13 protein-coding genes are annotated in these 17,998 nt (G+C 72.1%); 6 read left to right on the top strand and 7 right to left on the bottom strand.

Annotated features, from left to right (window positions below; translation table 11 throughout):
• The first annotated feature begins 39 nt into the window (after positions 1–39).
• The 4 genes from ACIQPR_RS25045 to ACIQPR_RS25030 all read left to right on the top strand — a co-directional run bounded on the left by ACIQPR_RS25045 (position 40) and on the right by ACIQPR_RS25030 (position 8,497).
• A complete protein-coding gene (locus ACIQPR_RS25045) occupies positions 40–846 on the top strand; it encodes a carbohydrate ABC transporter permease (RefSeq protein ID WP_403652682.1) in 807 nt (268 codons plus the stop codon).
• A gap of 29 nt (positions 847–875) precedes the next feature.
• Complete coding sequence (locus tag ACIQPR_RS25040) at positions 876–3,602, top strand: alpha-mannosidase (RefSeq protein WP_403652059.1); 2,727 nt, start codon at positions 876–878, stop codon at positions 3,600–3,602.
• A 58-nt stretch (positions 3,603–3,660) separates the two neighbouring features.
• Complete coding sequence (locus ACIQPR_RS25035) at positions 3,661–6,642, top strand: glycoside hydrolase family 2 TIM barrel-domain containing protein (RefSeq protein WP_403652057.1); 2,982 nt, start codon at positions 3,661–3,663, stop codon at positions 6,640–6,642.
• Between the two features lie 136 nt (positions 6,643–6,778).
• Positions 6,779–8,497, top strand: coding sequence for an MOSC domain-containing protein (locus ACIQPR_RS25030; RefSeq protein WP_403652054.1), 1,719 nt, complete (start codon positions 6,779–6,781; stop codon positions 8,495–8,497).
• A 22-nt stretch (positions 8,498–8,519) separates the two neighbouring features.
• Here ACIQPR_RS25030 and ACIQPR_RS25025 read toward each other — a convergent pair whose 3' ends face one another.
• Both ACIQPR_RS25025 and ACIQPR_RS25020 read right to left on the bottom strand, forming a co-directional pair.
• Positions 8,520–8,966 carry an SRPBCC family protein gene (locus tag ACIQPR_RS25025; protein WP_403652052.1) on the bottom strand — a complete coding sequence of 149 codons (447 nt, stop codon included), beginning with the start codon at positions 8,964–8,966 and terminating at the stop codon, positions 8,520–8,522.
• A 101-nt stretch (positions 8,967–9,067) separates the two neighbouring features.
• Complete coding sequence (locus ACIQPR_RS25020) at positions 9,068–10,114, bottom strand: LacI family DNA-binding transcriptional regulator (protein WP_403652049.1); 1,047 nt, start codon at positions 10,112–10,114, stop codon at positions 9,068–9,070.
• Between the two features lie 108 nt (positions 10,115–10,222).
• Here ACIQPR_RS25020 and ACIQPR_RS25015 point away from each other — a divergent pair, with 108 nt between their 5' ends.
• The gene (locus ACIQPR_RS25015) at positions 10,223–11,401 is read left to right on the top strand and encodes a phytanoyl-CoA dioxygenase family protein (protein WP_403652046.1); all 1,179 of its coding nucleotides are present in this window, start codon (positions 10,223–10,225) and stop codon (positions 11,399–11,401) included.
• A 69-nt stretch (positions 11,402–11,470) separates the two neighbouring features.
• Here ACIQPR_RS25015 and ACIQPR_RS25010 read toward each other — a convergent pair whose 3' ends face one another.
• From ACIQPR_RS25010 to ACIQPR_RS24995, 4 genes are all read right to left on the bottom strand, one after another.
• Positions 11,471–12,358: a sugar phosphate isomerase/epimerase family protein gene (locus tag ACIQPR_RS25010; RefSeq protein ID WP_403652044.1), complete on the bottom strand. Its 888-nt coding sequence runs from the start codon at positions 12,356–12,358 to the stop codon at positions 11,471–11,473.
• 184 nt (positions 12,359–12,542) lie between these two features.
• The gene (locus tag ACIQPR_RS25005) at positions 12,543–13,769 is read right to left on the bottom strand and encodes a cysteine desulfurase-like protein (RefSeq protein ID WP_403652041.1); all 1,227 of its coding nucleotides are present in this window, start codon (positions 13,767–13,769) and stop codon (positions 12,543–12,545) included.
• A 36-nt stretch (positions 13,770–13,805) separates the two neighbouring features.
• Positions 13,806–14,591 (bottom strand): response regulator transcription factor, encoded by a 786-nt coding sequence (locus ACIQPR_RS25000; protein WP_403652038.1) that lies wholly within the window; start codon positions 14,589–14,591, stop codon positions 13,806–13,808.
• A gap of 185 nt (positions 14,592–14,776) precedes the next feature.
• Positions 14,777–15,265 carry a PaaI family thioesterase gene (locus ACIQPR_RS24995; protein ID WP_403652035.1) on the bottom strand — a complete coding sequence of 163 codons (489 nt, stop codon included), beginning with the start codon at positions 15,263–15,265 and terminating at the stop codon, positions 14,777–14,779.
• A gap of 93 nt (positions 15,266–15,358) precedes the next feature.
• On the opposite strand from ACIQPR_RS24995, the gene ACIQPR_RS24990 reads away from it, so the two are divergent.
• The gene (locus ACIQPR_RS24990; protein WP_403652032.1) at positions 15,359–15,841 is read left to right on the top strand and encodes a winged helix-turn-helix transcriptional regulator; all 483 of its coding nucleotides are present in this window, start codon (positions 15,359–15,361) and stop codon (positions 15,839–15,841) included.
• On the opposite strand, the gene ACIQPR_RS24985 is transcribed toward ACIQPR_RS24990, so the two are convergent.
• A complete protein-coding gene (locus ACIQPR_RS24985) occupies positions 15,830–17,917 on the bottom strand; it encodes a GH92 family glycosyl hydrolase (RefSeq protein ID WP_403652029.1) in 2,088 nt (695 codons plus the stop codon). The two genes, ACIQPR_RS24990 and ACIQPR_RS24985, sit on opposite strands and share 12 nt — an antisense overlap.
• Positions 17,918–17,998 lie beyond the last annotated feature (81 nt).

The raw sequence follows: 17,998 nt of genomic DNA, 5'->3' as shown, positions 1-17,998 counted from the left end.
CCCGTGCACCGCGAGAGCCAGGTCAGCCGTACGGCGGCCATGGCCCTGATGCTCCTCCTGGCGGTCTACTTCCTGCTGCCGATCTACTTCCTGATCGTCGCGGCCACCAAGCCGCAGGGCGATCTGGCCGCCACCAACGGCCTGGCCTTCTCGCACTTCAACCTGTTCGAGAACCTGCGCGTCCTGTTCACCCGCAGCGACGGCGTCTTCGGCAGATGGATCGTCAACACCGTGATCTACGCCGTACTCGGCGCGGCCGTGGGCACGCTGATCTCCGCGCTGTGCGGCTACGCGCTCGCCAAGTTCCCCTTCCGCGGGCGGGAGTTCCTGTTCTCCGTCATCCTCGGCGGAGTCCTCGTCCCGACCACCGCACTCGCGCTCCCCCTGTTCCTGCTGTTCTCGGCGACCGGCATCGTCAACACCTACTTCGCCGTGTTCCTGCCGAGCATCGTCAGCCCGTTCGGCGTCTATCTCGCCCGCATCTTCGCCGGCGCGGCCGTCCCGCAGGAGCTGCTGGAGTCGGCACGCCTCGACGGCGCCGGTGAGTTCCGCACGTTCTTCTCGGTGGCGGTCAAGCTGATGTCGCCCTCGCTGGTGACGATCTTCCTGTTCCAGTTCGTCGCCATCTGGAACAACTTCTTCCTGCCGATGGTGATGCTCCAGAAGGAGTCCCTGTTCCCGATCACGCTCGGCCTCTACGAGTGGAACGGCCAGACCGCCCGGGCCCCGCTGCTCCAGGAGTCCGTGATCACCGGATCGCTGGTGTCGATCGTGCCGGTGATCATCCTGTTCGTCCTGCTCCAGCGGTTCTGGCGCACCGGACTCGCCGCCGGTTCCCTCAAGTGACCGCCCCCGCACGGAAGGTGCCACCCGTCATGAGCGACTCCGCTGTCTTCGTGCCCCATTTCCACTGGGACCGGGAGTGGTACGAGCCCTTCCAGGTGTTCCGGCACCGGCTCGTGGCCGCCCTGGACACCGTGCTGGAGACGGCGGAGGCCGACCCGGACTTCCGGTTCATGGTCGACGGTCAACTGGTGGCGGTCGAGGACTACTTGGAGATGCGGCCGGAGAACCGCGACCGTGTGGTGGCGCTGGTCCGCGAGGGCCGGCTCGCCATCGGCCCCTGGCTCGTCCTGCTCGACGAGTTCCTCTGCTCCGGCGAGACCATCGTGCGCAACCTGCGGATGGGCTGGACGGCGGCCGAGGCACTGGGCGGCGCGATGCCGGTCGGCTATCTGCCGGACATGTTCGGCCACATCGCGCAGATGCCGCAGATCCTGGCGCGGGCCGGCATCGAGCACGCGGCGCTGTGGCGCGGGGTGCCCGGCTCCGTCGACGGCCACGCCTTCGACTGGCGGGCACCGGACGGCTCCCGGGTCCGCACCGAGTTCCTCTTCGACGGCTACGACAACGGCCTCGACGTCCTGCTGATCCCCGAACGCATCGGCCGCGCGTTGAACGACTACGCCGAGATGACGGCCGAGCGGTGGAACGGCGACCCGGTGCTGGCGATGGCAGGCACCGACCACCACGCCCCCGACCCGCGCCTGGCGTCCTGGCTGCGGCGGGCCTCCGGCGAGGGGCGCCCCATCACCATGGCCACGCTCGACGCGTACGTCCGCGAGCACGCCCGTGCCGAGGTGTCCGCCGTCGTCACGGGCGAGCTGCGCAGCCATGTGCGCGGCAACATCCTCCCGGGCGTGCTGTCGGTGCGGCTCGGGCTCAAGCAGCGGATGGCGCTCGCCGAGCGCACGATCGACCACGCCGAGCGCGTGAACGCGCTGTGGTCCCGGCACGACGAGGCGCCCTTCCTCGACCTCGCCTGGCACCGGATCATCGAGTCGACCGCGCACGACTCGGTGGTCGGCTCCGGCACCGACGAGACCTGCGACCAGGTCGCCGCGCGCCTCGCCGAGGCCGCCCAGACGGCCCGTGCGGTACGGGACGCGGCACTCGCCGAGCCCGCCGCCCGGGTGCCGAGCGACGGCCATCTGGTCGCCAACCCGCTGCCGTTCGACCGTACGGCGCTGGTCGAGGTGGACGTGGTGGCCCCGCCCGAGGGCACCGCGCTCCTCGCGACCGCCGCCGACGGCTCGACGGCCCCCGTACAGCTGATCTCCCAGGCGCCGACCGTCCTCGCCGACGAGCGCGTGGACGCCGCCCGGCTCGCGGGCGTGCTGCGCCGCATCCACCGCCGCGAACTCTTCGGCCGGCAGATCGACCGCTGCGAACTCACCGCCGGGGAGATGGTGTTCCACCTCGCCGAGGTACCGACGAGCGGCCCCTTCGACCTGCTGATCCTGCGCCGCGAGGTCGCCGAGGCAGCCGCCGCGCATCCGGGCGAGTGGCGGGTGCTGACCCTGGAGGAGGCCCGCGCCACCGCGCTCGTACCCGTGGCCGTCCCCGCCTCCGGGCTGGCGGGCTTCCGGGTCGAGCCGGGCGAAAGCGCCGCCGTGACCACGTCCGTCCCCGCCGCGGCGACGGACCGCACCCTCACGAACGGCCTGGTCGAGGTCACGGTCGCCGCGGACGGGACCCTCGACATCACCGGCCCGGACGGCACCGTCCTGTCCGGCGTGGGGCGCCTGGTCGACGGCGGCGACCGGGGCGACAGCTACAACTACGCTCCCCCGGCGCGGGACGTCCTCGTCACGGACCCCACCGATGTCGCCGTCGAGGTGCTCGAAAGCGGGCCGCTGCGCTCGCGGTTGAGTGTCACGCGGGTCTACGAGTGGCCCGCCGCGCTCTCCGCCGACCGCGATGCGCGCGCCGACCACGTCGTGCCGACGCCCGTGCGGACACTGGTGGAAGTGCGGGTCGGTGAGCCCTTCGTGCGGGTCTCCACGTCCTTCCTCAACCAGTCCGCCGATCACCGGCTGCGCTTCCATGTGCCGCTGCCCGAGCGGGTGACCACCTCCGCGTCGGCGGGCCAGTTCGCCGTCACCGAACGCGGGTTGACCGCCGAGGGCGGCTGGGGCGAGTACCCGCTCCCCACCTTCCCGGCCGGTTCCTTCGTGTCGGCGGGCACCGCCACCGTCCTGCTCGACCACACCAGCGAGTACGAACTCGTCGGCGACGGCACCGAACTGGCGATCACGCTGCTGCGCGCGATCGGCTCCATCAGCGTCAACATCCACCCCCTCCGCGACGAACCGGCGGCGAGCGAGATCCCGGTACCCGGCGCGCAGGATCTCGGGATGCGGATCGAGAACCGGTTCGCCGTCGTGCCCTCGGCGTCCGGCTGGCGCGGTGCCCACGCGGTGGCGCTGGCCGAGGAGTTCCGCAACGACGTCCTGGTGACACGCGGCACCGGGCCCGCCCGGGGTCAACTGCCGCCGGACAGGGCCGGGTTGCGGGTCGACGGGCAGGACGTCCTCGTGTCGGCGGTCCGCCGCAGCGGTGGCGACGACACGCAAGTGCCCGGCACCGAGGTGCGGTTGACCGCGATGAGCGGCACCGCGACCACGGCCCGTGTGACGGGGACCTTCACCGAGGCCACGACCGTCGACCTGCTGGGCCGGCCGCTCGCCCGCACGCCGGTCACCGACATGCTCGAAGTCGGCCTCGGACCCTGGGAGATCCACTCCGTCGTGCTCCGTTAGACCGCCATGATCGAATGCGATACGCCCTGTTCCGCTCTCATGAAAGTGTTGTGACCTCGTGCTTCCCCAGTCCTCCCCCCATGTCTACGACCCCGCACCCGGCCGCGGTGCCCTGCGCCCGGCGCGCTCGTGGCTGCACTCCGACGCCAAGTCCCTCTCCTTGAACGGGCCTTGGCGTTTCCGTCTGTCCCCCACCGCGTCGGCGGCGGAGGACTTCGCGGCCGAGGGCTTCGACGCCGACGGCTGGGACAGCATCCCCGTACCCGCGCACTGGGTGCTGGAGGGTGACGGCGCCTACGGCCGCCCGATCTACACCAACGTCCAGTTCCCGTTCCCGATCGACCCGCCGTACGTCCCGGACGAGAACCCGACCGGCGACTACCGCCGTACCTTCGACGTGCCCGCCGACTGGTCGGACGCGGAGCGGGTCGTGCTGCGCTTCGACGGGGTCGAGTCGCTGTTCCGGGTGTGGGTCAACGGGGTGGAGACCGGGAGCGCGAGCGGCAGCCGGCTGGCCCACGAGTTCGATGTGACGTCCCAGGTGCGTCCGGGCGAGAACGTGGTCGCGGTGCGGGTCCACCAGTGGTCGGCGGCCAGCTATGTCGAGGACCAGGACCAGTGGTGGCTGCCGGGCATCTTCCGCGACGTCACCCTCATCGCCCGCCCCGCCGGGGGCATCGAGGACGTCTGGCTGCGGACCGGCTTCGACGACGGACGCGGCCGGGTCGAGACGGAGATCACCGCCGACGCCACCGCGTTCCCGGTCACCCTGCGCATCCCCGAACTGGGCGTGGAGCGGGTCTGGGCCACACCGGCCGACGTGACGCCCGTCGACATCGCCGCCGTGGAGCCGTGGTCCGCCGAACTGCCCCGCCTCTACGACGCCTCCGTGTCGACGGCGGCGGAGACGGTCTCCCTGCGCGTGGGTTTCCGTACGGTCGAGATCCGCGGGGACCAGTTCCTGGTCAACGGGCGCCGGGTCGTCTTCCACGGCGTGAACCGGCACGAGACGCACCCCGAGCGCGGCCGGGTCTTCGACGAGGCGCACGCCCGCGAGGACCTGGCGCTCATGAAGCGGTTCAACGTGAACGCGATCCGCACCAGCCACTACCCGCCGCACCCCCGGCTGCTGGACCTCGCCGACGAACTCGGGTTCTGGGTGATCCTGGAGTGCGACCTGGAGACGCACGGCTTCCACAAGGTCGACTGGACCGGCAACCCCAGTGACGACCCGGCGTGGCGCGAGGCGTACCTCGACCGGATCGAGCGCACCGTCGAACGCGACAAGAACCACCCCAGCATCGTGATCTGGTCGCTCGGCAACGAGGCGGGCACCGGCAGCAACCTCGCCGCGATGTCGGCGTGGACGCACGCCCGCGACGCCGGACGCCCGGTGCACTACGAGGGCGACTACACCGGCGAGTACACGGACGTGTACTCCCGGATGTACGCGTCCGTGCTGGAGACCGAGCAGATCGGCACCGACGGCTCCCGCGCCCCGCTGCTCAACTGCACGCCCGCACAGGGTGCCCGGCAGCGCACCAAGCCGTTCCTGCTGTGCGAGTACGCCCACGCGATGGGCAACGGGCCCGGCGCCTTCGACCAGTACGAGGCGCTCGTGCGTGAACACCCGCGCCTGCACGGGGGTTTCGTGTGGGAGTGGCGCGACCACGGCATCCTGGCCGAGGCTGCGGACGGGACGCCGTACTACGCGTACGGAGGTGACTTCGGCGAGGTCGTCCACGACGGCAACTTCGTGATGGACGGCATGGTGCTGAGCGACGGCAGCCCGACGCCGAGCCTGCACGAGTTCAAGGCCGTGGTGGCCCCGGTGGACCTCGCGTTCGACGGCGACAAGCTCGCGATCACCAATCTGCGGCACACGGCCGACACGTCCGACCTCCGCTTCCGCTGGCGGGTCGAGCACGACGGAGTGCCGGTGGATTCAGGGGAGTTGGAGGTCCCGCGGATCGCGGTGGGCGACTCGGCCCAGGTGTCGCTGCCGAAGTTCGAGGCGGCGCCGGACGCGGAGACCTGGCTGACGATCGACGCCGAGCTGGCGCGGGAGACGGTCTGGGCGTCCGAGGGCCATGTGGTGGCGACTGCCCAGCTGGACCTGTCGGTTCGCCGTCCGGTGCCCGCCGTCCGGCCCCGCAGCGGCTGGCGGCCCGGCGACGGGACCCTCACCCTCGGGATCGCCGACTTCGTCGGCGGATCCCTCGTGCGCCTCGGTGAACGTGCCGTGGCCGGGCCCCGGTTGGAGCTGTTCCGCGCGCCGACCGACAACGACAAGGGCGCGTGGGGCGAGGTCGACGAGAGCGACGCGAGCGTGTCGGGGGTGTCCAACGCCGAGCTGTGGCTGCGCGACGGACTGGACCGGCTGACCTCGCGCCGGGTGTCCGTGGAGCAGACCACGGACGCGCTGCGCACGGTCGACAAGGTCTCGGCCGCCGACTCGGCGCTGTCGGTGCTGGTGGAGTCGGTGTGGTCGCTGGAGAGCGACGGCGAGGTCGAGGTGCGGGTGGAGATCCAGCCCTCGTACGGCTGGACGACGGTGTGGCCGCGGATCGGGGTGCGTTTCGAGCTGCCCGACGGCTCGGCTCCGGTCGACGGCGCCGAGTGGTTCGGCCTGGGCCCGCTGGAGTCCTACCCGGACAGTCTGCGCGCGGCCCGCACCGGCCGCTTCGCCGCCGGTATCCGTGATCTCCCGGTCGAGTACGCGCGGCCCCAGGAGACAGGACACCGCTCCGCGCTGCGTCGGCTGGCGCTGACGTCCGGCGGCGCCGAGGTGCTGCGCGTCGAGGCGCTCGCCGACACCCGGGGGCGTCGTCCCGGCTTCACGCTGAGCCGCCACACCCCGCAGGAGATCGCCCAATCCGGGCACCCGTTCGAATTGCCGCGTTCGACGTCGAGCCATCTCACCGTCGACGCCGCACAGCACGGCCTCGGCTCCCGGGCCTGCGGCCCGGACGTCTGGCCCGCGTTCGCGCTGCGCCCGGAGGCCCGCACGATCAGGCTCCGGATCACGGCACCGAACTAGCCGGTCCCCTGAGGGCGCGGTCTCGCACGGCGGCGACCGCGCCCTCAGTATGGGAGGGGACCACTGCCCACCGCCGTCCCGGCGTGAGCGCCCCCGGCGCGACCGTGCCGGGCGTCCCCGTGGGAAGGAGCTCCCCGTGCCCACCCTGCTGTCGGTGAATGTCGGGATGCCGAAGGACGTGCCGTGGGAGGGCAGGACCGTCCGCACCGGTGTGTGGAAGTACCCGGTGCGGGGCCCGGCCATGGTCCGGCGGCTCAACATCGACGGCGACGGCCAGGGCGACACCGCGGGGCACGGCGGCGAGCAGCGGGCCGTGCTCGTCTACCAGATCCAGTCGTACCGGCACTGGCAGCGCCACTTCGGCCGGACCGACCTCGGCTACGGCCAGTTCGGCGAGAACCTCACCGTGGACGGCCTCCTCGACGACGAGGTCTGCATCGGCGACCGGTACCGCATCGGCGAGGCCGAGTTCGAGGTCACCCAGCCGCGCGTCACCTGCTACCGGGTCGGCATGCGCTTCGGCGAACCCGAGCTGGCCGCCCTGCTGGTGAGCCATCACCGTCCCGGCTTCTACATGCGGGTCGTACGCGAAGGACAGGTGCGGGCCGGTGACCCGATCGTCCGCACCAGGACCGGTCCGGGCGCGCTGACCGTGGCGGACACGGACGCGCTGCTCTACCTCCCCGGCCGCGACCCCGCGAAACTGCGGCTCGCCCTGGACGTGCCCGCGCTCAGCCCCGGTTGGCAGGGGTCGTTCCGTGACCTCCTGGCGGCCGGCTCGGAGCCCACCGCCCGTCCGGCCTGGGACGGGTTCCGCCCGCTGCGGGTGACGGAGGTGACCGCCGAGAGCACGACGGTCACCTCGATCCGGCTGGCCGACCCCGACGGCTCCCCGCTCCCGGCCGCCCGCGCGGGCCAGTACCTCACCCTGCGCGTCCCCGCCACGACCGGCCCCGCCCCGGTGCGCAGCTACTCGCTCTCGGCCGCGCCCGACACGGGCAGCTACCGGATCAGCGTCAAACACGAGCCGCGGGGCACGGCGAGCGGCTATCTGACCACGCGGCTACGGCCCGGCGTCGACCTCCAAGTCGCCGCGCCCCGGGGCGAGTTCGTGTACGCCGAGGGCAGCGGGCCGGTGCTCCTGGTCTCCGCCGGTATCGGTCTGACTCCGGTGCTGTCCATGCTGCACGCGCTCGCCGCCCGGAAGAGCGAGCGCGAGGTCTGGTGGATCCACGGCGCCCGCGGCCCCCGCGAACACCCCCTCGCGGCCGAGGCCCACGACCTCCTCGCCTCGCTGCCGCACGCGCGCGAGCACGTCTTCTACAGCGCGGCCACCCCCGAGGCGGCCCGGCACGCCCATGCCGCGCCGGGCCGCCTCACCAAGGACCGGCTGATCGCGCTGTCCGTCCCGGCCGACGCGACCGCCTACGTCTGCGGCCCCGCGCCCTTCATGGCCGACATGCGGAAGGCCCTCACCGAGGCGGGCATCGACCCGGCGCACGTCCACACCGAGTTGTTCGAGACCCTGGCCGCCGTCAACCCCGGCCTCACCGGCCGCCCGGCCCGCGCACCGCACCGGCCCCCGGGGCCGCCCGGCACCGGTCCGAGCGTGACCTTCGCGCGCAGCGGTCTCACGGTCCCGTTCGACGAGGGCAGGCGCAGTGTGCTCGAACTCGCCGACGCCTGCGACGTCCCCACCCGCTGGAGCTGCCGCACCGGCGTCTGCCACACCTGTGTGACACCCCTGCTGTCCGGCACGATCGCCTACTCCCCCGAACCCCTGGAACCGCCGCCCGCCGGCGAGGTCCTCATCTGCTGCGCCCGGCCGGACACGGAGCTGGTCCTGGACCTGTGAGGGCGCCGGGGTCAGCGGCGCGTCAGGAGGCCTCCACCGCCGCCTTGATGCGCTGCCCGAACGCGGGCGCGTCCTTGCGGGCCGCGCTCAGCGCGAAGCCCACGAACAGTTTCCCGATGCCGTGGCCTTCGAGGACGTTGAAGATCCGCACCTTCGTCGTGCCCGGCCCGGTGGATTCGAGGTCGTAGCCGCCCTCGTCGGCCGTCACGACGTTCTTCGAGGTCTCCGCCCAGCGGATGCGGTGGGGTGCGTCGAACTCGGTGATCCGGAAGGTCCGGCCGGTCTTCATCCCGGCATCCTTGACCGTGCTGGTGAAGACCGTGCCCACGGCGGTCGGGCCCTCCGGGGTCTTCGTGATCTCCTGGACCCGCGGGCTGAACTTCGGGTCGTTCGTGCCGGCGGCGAGGAAGGCGAAGACCTCCTCGACCGGGCGGTTGATCTCGGCTGTCGCCTCGAACTGACCGGCCATGGTTCCTCCTGTGCTGCGATCGCGGGAGTTCCGGCTGAGCGCGCGCTGATGGGCCGAGCCCCACCAGCCTATCGGCGCGGCCCGCCGCGCGCCCCGCGTCCTCAGTCGGCCGGTGCCGGGGCCGGTGCTCCCGGCGGCATGTTGAACGGTGTGACGACCTGGATCGCCGAGGGCAGCGAGGGGCCGTCGTCCGGGAGCGCCCGCTGCGCGCGCAGGACGATCTGGCAGGCGCGGCGCATGTCCTGGCGCAGGTCGTGGTGGAGGACCGCGGACAGGCGGCGCTCGCGCAGCAGCCGGGTGTTGTCGTGGTCGAGGTCGTGGGCGACGAAGACCGCGCACTCCCGGCCGAGCGCGTCGAAGGCGTCCAGGGTGGCCTGGTTGCCGCCGCCCGCCGAGTAGACGGCGACGATGTCCGCGTCCCGCTGGAGCGCGGCCAGGACGAGGTCGTGCTGGGTGGCGTCCAGGCCGTCGCTGTCGGTGACCTCGACCAGGGACCGCCGGGGGTCGGCGAGGCGCATCGCGCTGCGGAAACCCATCTCGCGTTCCTCCTCGCCCCGGAAGGAGCCCCGGCTGATGGTCGTCAGCACATGGCCGGGCCGCTGGCCCAGCCACTGGCCCAGGAGATAGGCGGCGGTGGCGCCGGCCGCGCGGTTGTCGATGCCGACGTAGGCGAGGCGCGCGCTGTGCGGGAGGTCGGTGACCAGGGTGACCACGGGGATTCCGGCCGCGACCAGCCGTCCGACGGCCGCCGTGATCTCCGGCTCGTCCGGGGCCTTGAGGATCACGCCCTGGCTGCCGCGCCGGGCGATCCCGTCCAGGATCGCGGTCAGTTCGGCGGGCGGGCAGGTCTCGCGGAAGTGGAAGCGCGACCGCACCAGCGCGGGATGCAGCGAGGGCAGCTCGGCTTCGAGCGCGTCCCGTACGGCGGTGGAGAACCGCTCCGGGGTCTGCATCACGATGTCGACCATGAACGTACGGCCGCCCAGCCGGACCTGGCTCTGCTGGCGGTCCAGGTCCTTGATGGCTTCGCGCACCTCTCTGATGGTGCTCTCCGTCACGTTGCCCCGCTGGTTCAGGACACGGTCGACCGTGGCCGTACTCAGCCCGGACTGACGGGCGATTTCCCTGATCGGGTACGGATGTCGCATGCCTGATCTCCCGGACCGATGATGCGCTTTTGATGGAGCTGTGAGCATTGAATGATGGGTTTGAGTTGTCAAGACTGTCAGAAACGCACGGACAGTGAAAGGACCCGGATGTCTCCCACCACCGCAACGACGCGGACCTGGCTGACCGAGGCGGACTGCGATCTCGACGCGTTCCGCGCACTCGTGGAGCGGCCCACCGACCTCGCCGACCACCCCTCGGCCGAGCGCGTCGAGCAGAACGTCCCGCTCTACGACAGCGCCCGGCTGCGCGCTCTCGCGGCCACCGCCGAGGGCCGCCGCCGTGTGCAGGGCGAACTGGTCGCGACGCTGCTCGACGGGCCGGGCATCGTGGTCCTCAAGGGCGCCTTCCCCGACGGGGCCGTCGTGGACCGCGCCTCCGACGCCTTCCGCGCGCTGATCGAGGAGGAGCGCGCGAGCGGTGCGGGGCGCGGCGACCACTTCGCCGAACCCGGCGCGAACGACCGCGTGTGGAACGCCCTCGACAAGATGGCCGTACGGGCACCCGAGGCGTTCGCCGACTACTACGCCAACGACATCCTGGAGCTGGTCTCCGAGGCCTGGCTCGGCCCCGCCTACCAGGTCACCTCGCAGGTCAACGTGGTCAACCCGGGCGGCGCGGCACAGAGCGTCCACCGCGACTACCACCTCGGCTTCCTCTCCCAGGAGCAGGCGGCGGCATACCCCGCGCACGTCCACCGGCTCTCCCCGGTGCTGACGCTCCAGGGCGCGGTGGCGCACTGCGACATGCCCGTCGAGTCCGGGCCGACGCTGTATCTGCCGCACTCGCAGAAGTTCGAGCCCGGCTATCTCGCCTGGCGGCTCCCGCGGTTCGTCGAGTACTTCGACGCGCACCACGTCCAACTCCCCCTGGAGAAGGGCGACGCGGCCTTCTTCAACCCGGCGCTCTTCCACGCGGCCGGGCACAACCGGTCGGCCGGCATCAGGCGCATGGCCAATCTGCTTCAGGTGTCCTCCGCGTTCGGCCGGGCCATGGAGACGGTGGACCGCGAGGCGATGGCGAACGCCGTGTTCCCGGTGCTGCTCAGGCGCAAGGCGGAGGGTGTCTCGGCGGACTGGCTGCGTCGCGTGATCGCCGCCACCGCCGAGGGCTACCCGTTCCCCACCAACCTCGATCTCGACCCGCCGGTCGAGGGCCTCGCCCCGCCCTCGCAGGCGGACATCCTGCACCAAGCCGTCACCGAGGACTGGACGCCCGAACAGCTGCGCACCGGTCTGCGGGCCGCGGCCGAGCGCCGCCGGAGCTGAGACTCGGCCCGGACCTCGTCCGACGCGGCCCGTCGTGGTCCGCCGCGTCCGTGGTGGTCCGCCCGTCGGCTACGCGACCCCGCGCAGTACCGAGCGCAGGTGTTCGGCGCTGGCCCACACGTCCTCGACCGGGCCCTTCGTCTTCGGCTCCTCGGTGAGGATGGTGTCCTGTTCCAGGACGTACCAGCCGTCGTAGCCGCGGGCGCTGAGGTGGGTGACGATGGCCTGTACGTCCACGTCTCCGGCGCCCAGCGGGCGGTACATGCCCTTGCGGACGGCGTCGGTGTAGCTGAGCTGTCCGTCCTGGACCTTGGCGGCGAGGGAGGCGTCCACGTCCTTCATGTGGGTGTGGGCGATCCGCTCGGGGGCCTGGCGGGTGAGTTCGGCCGGGTCGGTGCCGCCGATGAGGAGGTGGCCGGTGTCGAGGCAGAGGGAGATCGCCGAGTGCTCCAGGACGCGCCGGACCTCGTCGCCGTTCTCGATCATCGTGCCGACGTGCGGGTGCAGCACGGCGCGCACCCCGCGTTCGGCGGCGAGCGAGGCGATCCGGTCGAGGTTGGAGAGCAGCAACTTCCAGCCGTCGGCGTCGAGTTCGGGGCGGGAGTCGTAGCCGTCCTGGCCGGTGACGGCCGACAGAACCAGCACCTCGGCCTTCGAGGCGTCGTAGCCCGCGAGGAGCTGTTCGGCCTCGGGGAGCGGGTCGTGGCCGGGTACGTGCAGCAGCAGCGGGGTGAAGCCGCCGACCGCGTGCAGGTCGTGGTCGGCGAGGGTGCGGGCCATGGCGTCCGGCTCGCCGGGCAGGAAGCCCTCGGGGCCGAACTCGGTGGCCGCGAGGCCGACTTCGCGCATCTCGTTCAGCACGCGTTCGGGCGTCAACTGGTAGCCCCAGCCGGGCACTTCGCAGACACCCCACGAGATGGGGGCACCGGCGATCCTGTTGAGCGGTGAGGTGCTCATGCTGTGGCCTTTCTGAGGTTCCGGACGGGCCCGCCGACCAGGCTTTTTACGTGGACGCAACGCTAGATGCGCGCAGGGGCATTACTGAAGGGGCAAATCCATCATTGTCCCGTCAGCGGACCCATCTTTTTTCCCTCAAAAGAGCCCCCGGACGGGGCCCGGCCGCGATCCGCCCGCCGGAATGTCAGGCGGTCGGCCGCTTCAGGAACAGTTCGAGGCCGGTCAGCAGCCGGTCGACGTCCTCGGTGTCGGTGTAGGGCGCGAGGCCGATGCGCAGGCCGCCGGTGTCGCCGAGGCCCAGGTGCCGGGAGGCCTCGATGGCGTAGAAGGCGCCGGAGGGGGCGTGGACCTGGCGTTCGGCGAGGAAGCGGGAGGCGTCCTGGGTGGCGAGCGCGCCGTGGGCCTCGTCGAAGGTGAGGAGCACGGTGGGGGTGCGGTCGGCCGCGTTGGAGTGGACAGTGACGCCGTCCAGGGCGGCGAGTCCCTGGTCGATGAGGGCGCGCAGGACGTCCTCGTGCCGGTGGAGCGCGGCGAGACTCGCGGTCAGCCGCTCCCGGCGGTTCCCGGCGGCGTCGGTGTCGAGGCCCGCGAGGACGTCGACCGCCGCGCTGGTGCCGGCGAGCAACTCGTAGGGCAGGGTGCCGAGTTCGAAGCGTTCGGGGACCGCGTCGGAGGAGGGGAGCAGCTTGTCCGGGCGCAGGGTCTCCAGCAGTTCGGGCCGGCCGGCGAGGACGCCGAGGTGCGGGCCGAGGAACTTGTAGGGCGAGCACACGAAGAAGTCCGCGCCCAGCTGCCCGAGGTCGACCAGGGCGTGCGCCGTGTAGTGGACGCCGTCGACGTGGAACAGCGCGCCGGCCTCGTGTGCGAGGCGGGCTATCTCGGGGATCGGGGGCAGGGTGCCGATCAGGTTGGAGGCGGCGGTGACGGCGACCAGCCGGGTGCGTGCGGACAGGGCCGCGCGGAGGTGGTCGAGGGTGAGTTCGCCGGTCGCCGGGTCGAAGTCCGCCCAGCGGACGGTGGCGCCGACCCGCTCGGCGGCCTGTGTCCAGGGGCGGATGTTGGCGTCGTGGTCGAGGCGGGTGACGACGACCTCGTCGCCGGGTGCCCAGGTGTCGGCGAGGGTGCGGGCCAAGTCGTAGGTGAGCTGGGTGGCGCTGCGGCCGAAGACGATGCCCGAGGGGTGGGCGCCGAGGAGGTCGGCCATGGCCGCGCGGGCGCCGGTGACGATGGTGTCCGCGTTGCGCTCCCCCGCCGTGATCAGTCCGCGGTTGGAGAGGGGGTTCGACAGGGCCCGGGTGATGGCCTCGACGACCGGGCGGGGGGTCTGGGTGCCGCCGGGGCCGTCGAAGTGGGCGGTCCCGGTGCTGAGCGCGGGGAACAGGGCGCGCAGGGCGGTGATGTCGTAGGTCACGAGGGTGTGCTCCTGTCGGTGCGGCGGCTCGGGGGTTCAGCGTCCCGTGCGGGGTGGGAGCAGGCCGATCTCCTGCGCCCGTAGCACCGTACTCACCCGGTCGCGTGTGCCCAGTTTGCGGTACAGGCTCTCGACGTGCTTGTGGACCGTGCGCACGGAGATGCCCAGGCGGTGGGCGATGGCCGAGGCGGTGAGGGCGTCGGCGAGGAGCAGCAGGACGGTGACCTGGCGCGGGGTGAGGCGGCAGTCCTCGGGCGGTTCGGGCGGGGCCTGGGTGGCGTGCCAGCGTTCGAGGAGCTGCCGCTGCTGTTCGACGCCGGCCAGCAGGGGCTGGATGAGTTCGGCGGCCCGGACGTGGTCCTCGGTGAAGTCGGCGCCGGCCTGGTAGACGAGGGCGCCGGTGACCGGAGTGGCCGTGCCCGGGAGCGGGATGGCCAGGACGTGGTCGGCGTCCATCAGGCGGTTGATGGTGCCGGCGGTCCGGCTGTGCGCCCAGCCCTTGCCGGCCATGCGGTGGGCGGTTCCGGGGCGGCGGTCGGCACCGGCGGTGAAGTAGTGGTCGGCGAAGGGGTAGCCCCGGCGCAGGACCGTCATCGCCTCGTCGTCGATGCGCCCGAAGTGGGCCTCGGCGGCGGGCGAGAGCCCCATCGCGCCGGACCGGTCCGTCCACTCGCCGAGCTTGTAGATCAGTGCCTCGCCCCCGCACAGGCCCGGCAGGGCCGCGGCGACCAGCGGCCACAGCCGTGCGGGATCCCGTTCGTGCAGCGCCGCCACCGCGACCGCCAGCATGCGCTCGTACACCCCGGTCACCCCGACCGTCATACGTCCTCACGATCCCGCGTGGGTCACATCCACTACGTACTTCTCCCCATACCACCACGGCAACGTCCGGCGGCAAACTTCACAGCGTGCCGCCGAGGCCCGCGACCGTGTGGATCAAGGGAGTTGACGGTACGGATCCGCCTGCGCGGGGGACAGGCGGACTCCTCTTCCACGACGGTTTCCGGTCAGGGGACGGGAAACAGCAGGCAGCTGCTGGTGGCGTGGGCGAGCAGCCGGTCCTTCTCGTCGAACAGCTCGGCTTGGGCGAGCGCGGTGCGCCGTCCGCCGTTGAGGACGGTGCCCACGGCGCGGATCCGCCCGGTGTCGGCGGTGACCGGTCGCAGGAACTTCACGCTCAGGTCGAGCGAGGTGTAGCCCATGCCCTGGGGCAACGTGGACTGCACCGCGCAGCCGGCCGCCGAGTCGAGCAGGGTGGCGTAGACCCCGCCGTGCACACTGCCGATGGGGTTGTAGTGCTCCTCCCCCGGCAGCAGGGAGAACACCGCGCGGCCGTGCTCCACCTCGTCGAGGCTGAAGTTCAGGGTGGCGCCAATGGGCGGCGCGGGCAGGCGTCCGCCGATCAGTTCCCGCAGGAACTCAAGCCCTGTGGCCTGTCCTACGGCGGCTGCCGAGACCCCCGGGTCCTCCCACTCGTACGTGCGTGACCGTCCCATGCGGTGCTACCTCCTCGGCTGGCTTCTGTGAAAGAAGCTAGATCGGGTCGCAGCTGACTGTCAATGACAGAGCCAGGTGGCTATGGTGGCGGCATGGAATGGCTCGATGTGAGCATGGAGAACTGTCCGGTCCAGAGCACGCTCGATCTCGTCGGCGAGAAGTGGACCCTGCTGATCCTGCGGGACGCCTTCATCAGGGTCCGCCGCTTCGACGACTTCAGGCGCCATATCGGACTCTCGGACGCGGTGTTGTCCGACCGGCTCCGCAAACTGGTCGCGGCCGGCATCCTGACGACCGTGCCCTACCGCGAGGCGGGGAGCCGGACGCGCCACGAGTACCGGCTGACGGGCAAGGGCCGCGATCTGTGGCCGGTCCTCATGGCACTGCGGCAGTGGGGCGAGACGTATGCCGCCGACTCCGAGGGCCCGGTCCTCGACGTCCGGCACACCGCGTGCGGTGCGCCGGTCCGCGTGGTGGTGGAGTGCGACGGGCCGCACGGCACGCTGGCGCCGACCGAGGTGACGGCCGCTCCCGGACCCGGGGCCCGTCCCGTACGAACTCCGCTACCGCAGTGAGTACTTGGGCGGCTGCCGGAAGGAGTGCCTGGGCGACACCGGTCCGACGGTGAGCGAGGTGCCGTCGCCCCGGTGGACGGTGGCGGTGGTGAACAGGGGTGCGGTGCGGGTGAGTTGGGCACTGCCGGGCACCTCGGGGTACAGGCCCAGGCTCGCCCACACCGCCCAGGACGACATGGCCCCGAGGTCGTCGTTGCCGACCAGGCCCGCGGGCTCGTCGCTGAACAGCGTGGACAGCGCGCGCTGGACGACGGCCCCGGCGCGATCGGTGCGGCCGACGTGGGTGTACGCCCAAGGGGTCCCGAACGAGGGCTCGTTGCCGAGGTAGGCGTACGGCTCCGAGGCGCCCGCGTTGAGGCTGGTGAAGAAGGTGTCGAGACGGGCGGTGACGGCGACGTCGCCGCCCATGGCCGCGAACAGTCCCGGCAGGTCCTGCGGCACCATCCAGGTGTACTGGGCCGCGTTGCCCTCCACGTACTCGGTCTTCTGGGCCGGGGTGAAGGCCGGCCAGGTGCCGTCGGCGGCGCGGGGCTGGATGTATCCGGTGGCGGGGTTGAAGAGGTTGCGCCAGTTCCCGGAGGCCTTCAGCAGGGTGTTGTACGCCGTCAAGTCCCCGAGCCGGTGCGCGAGTTGGGCCAGCGCGTAGTCGGCGACCGCGTATTCGAGGGTGGTGGAGACCGAGCCCCACACGCCCTTGGTGCCGGCCGGGACGTAGCCGAGGGTGTCGTACTGCGTGTGTCCGGGGCGCTGGCGGTCGTCCTGCCGGTCCGCGAGGGCCGTGCGCAGCAGCAGGTCGGCGTCGAAGTCGGTGGCGCCGAAGGCGTGGACGGCGGAGGCGATGGCGGGCAGCGGGTCACCGACCATGACGCCGCTGCCGCCGTTGGCGAGCGTCCAGCGGTCGAAGTACCCGGCCTGCAGGCCCTGGTCGAGGACGGACTGCGCGATGTCGGAGGCCTCGCGCGGGGCGAGCAGCGCCAGCAGCTGGACCTGGCAGCGGTAGACGTCCCAGCCGGAGAAGTCCGCGTACTGCACGTGTCCCGCGCGGGTGCGGTGGACGAGCCCGTCCATGCCGGTGTAGCGGCCGTCGGTGTCGCTGAAGACGCTGGGGTGCAGGAGGGCGTGGTAGAGCGCGGTGTAGAAGACCCGGCGCTGGGCGTCCGTGCCGCCGCCGACCGTGATGCGGTTCAGCCAGTTGTTCCAGTCGGCGCGCACGGCCTGCCGCACGGTGTCGTACGGTCGCCCCGCCTGCTCGGTGAGCGCGTTGCGGCGGGCGCCGTCGACGTCGACGAAGGAGACGCCGACCCGGGCGGTCACGGTCCGTACGCCGGGGGCGAAGGTGACCATGGCCGCGCCCGCTTTTCCGTCCGGGTGGGACGACGTGGCGAAGGGCTGGTCGAAGGTGGCGTGGAAGTAGAGCCGGTAGCGGTTCTTGGACTTGCAGAAGGCGCCGCTGTCGCTGTAGCCGGACAGGGTGTCGGTGCCGATGTCGACGGATCCGGTGGCCGCGGTGAAGGCCTTGGCCGCGTCGATGCTCACCGCCGCCGGGCGGGTGTCGGCCGCCGGGTAGGTGAAGCGGGCGGTGCCCGAGCGCTGGGTGGCGGTCAGGTCGGTGCCGATGCCGTTGTCGAAGGTGACGTGGTAACTGCCGGGCGCCGCCTGCTCGTTGGCGTGCGAGAAGGTGGCGTAGGCCGGGGGCGCGGCCTCCTGCGTGGGCATGAAGGGGACGTTGCCGTAGGCGGCGCAGCCGGCTCCGGAGATGTGCGCGAGGCTGAAGCCGCGGATGCGGTTGTCGCCGTAGGAGTAGCCGCCGTGCTGGTAGGTCACCGTGTCGGGGCTCCACTGCATCCCGCCGAGCGGGGCCGAGGCGCCCGGGAAGGTGTTGCCCGCGCCGCCGCCGTGTCCGAAGTCGGGGCCGCCGGGGGCGGTGCCGACGAACGGGTTGACGTACCGCGCGAGATCGTCGACGGCCCGGGGTTTGGGCTTGCCGTCCGCCCGGACGGGGGCGGCGGCGGCCGTCGCGGACGCCACGAGCACCGAGGCCGCCAGGGCGGCCCGCAGCAGGGGAAGTCGCACCACGTTTCTCCAGCCAGAGGGGGAACCCGTCGCCCGCGCGGCGCCGGACCGCGAGTGTCCCCGATCTGATCTTCACCACGGCGC

The sequence above is a fragment of the Streptomyces sp. NPDC091280 genome (assembly GCF_044768565.1).
Taxonomy (GTDB): domain Bacteria; phylum Actinomycetota; class Actinomycetes; order Streptomycetales; family Streptomycetaceae; genus Streptomyces.
Note: the sequence above shows the minus strand (reverse complement) of the source record. Positions and strands in the feature narration are given on the sequence as shown.

Excerpts from the sequence above, each read along its gene's own strand:
- ACIQPR_RS25045 (WP_403652682.1), top strand. The coding sequence starts at position 40 with ATGGCCCTGATGCTCCTCCTGGCGGTCTACTTCCTGCTGCCGATCTAC.
- ACIQPR_RS25040 (WP_403652059.1), top strand. The coding sequence starts at position 876 with ATGAGCGACTCCGCTGTCTTCGTGCCCCATTTCCACTGGGACCGGGAG.
- ACIQPR_RS25025 (WP_403652052.1), bottom strand. The coding sequence starts at position 8,966 with ATGGCCGGTCAGTTCGAGGCGACAGCCGAGATCAACCGCCCGGTCGAG.
- ACIQPR_RS25020 (WP_403652049.1), bottom strand. The coding sequence starts at position 10,114 with ATGCGACATCCGTACCCGATCAGGGAAATCGCCCGTCAGTCCGGGCTG.
- ACIQPR_RS25015 (WP_403652046.1), top strand. The coding sequence starts at position 10,223 with ATGTCTCCCACCACCGCAACGACGCGGACCTGGCTGACCGAGGCGGAC.
- ACIQPR_RS25010 (WP_403652044.1), bottom strand. The coding sequence starts at position 12,358 with ATGAGCACCTCACCGCTCAACAGGATCGCCGGTGCCCCCATCTCGTGG.
- ACIQPR_RS25000 (WP_403652038.1), bottom strand. The coding sequence starts at position 14,591 with ATGACGGTCGGGGTGACCGGGGTGTACGAGCGCATGCTGGCGGTCGCG.
- ACIQPR_RS24995 (WP_403652035.1), bottom strand. The coding sequence starts at position 15,265 with ATGGGACGGTCACGCACGTACGAGTGGGAGGACCCGGGGGTCTCGGCA.
- ACIQPR_RS24990 (WP_403652032.1), top strand. The coding sequence starts at position 15,359 with ATGGAATGGCTCGATGTGAGCATGGAGAACTGTCCGGTCCAGAGCACG.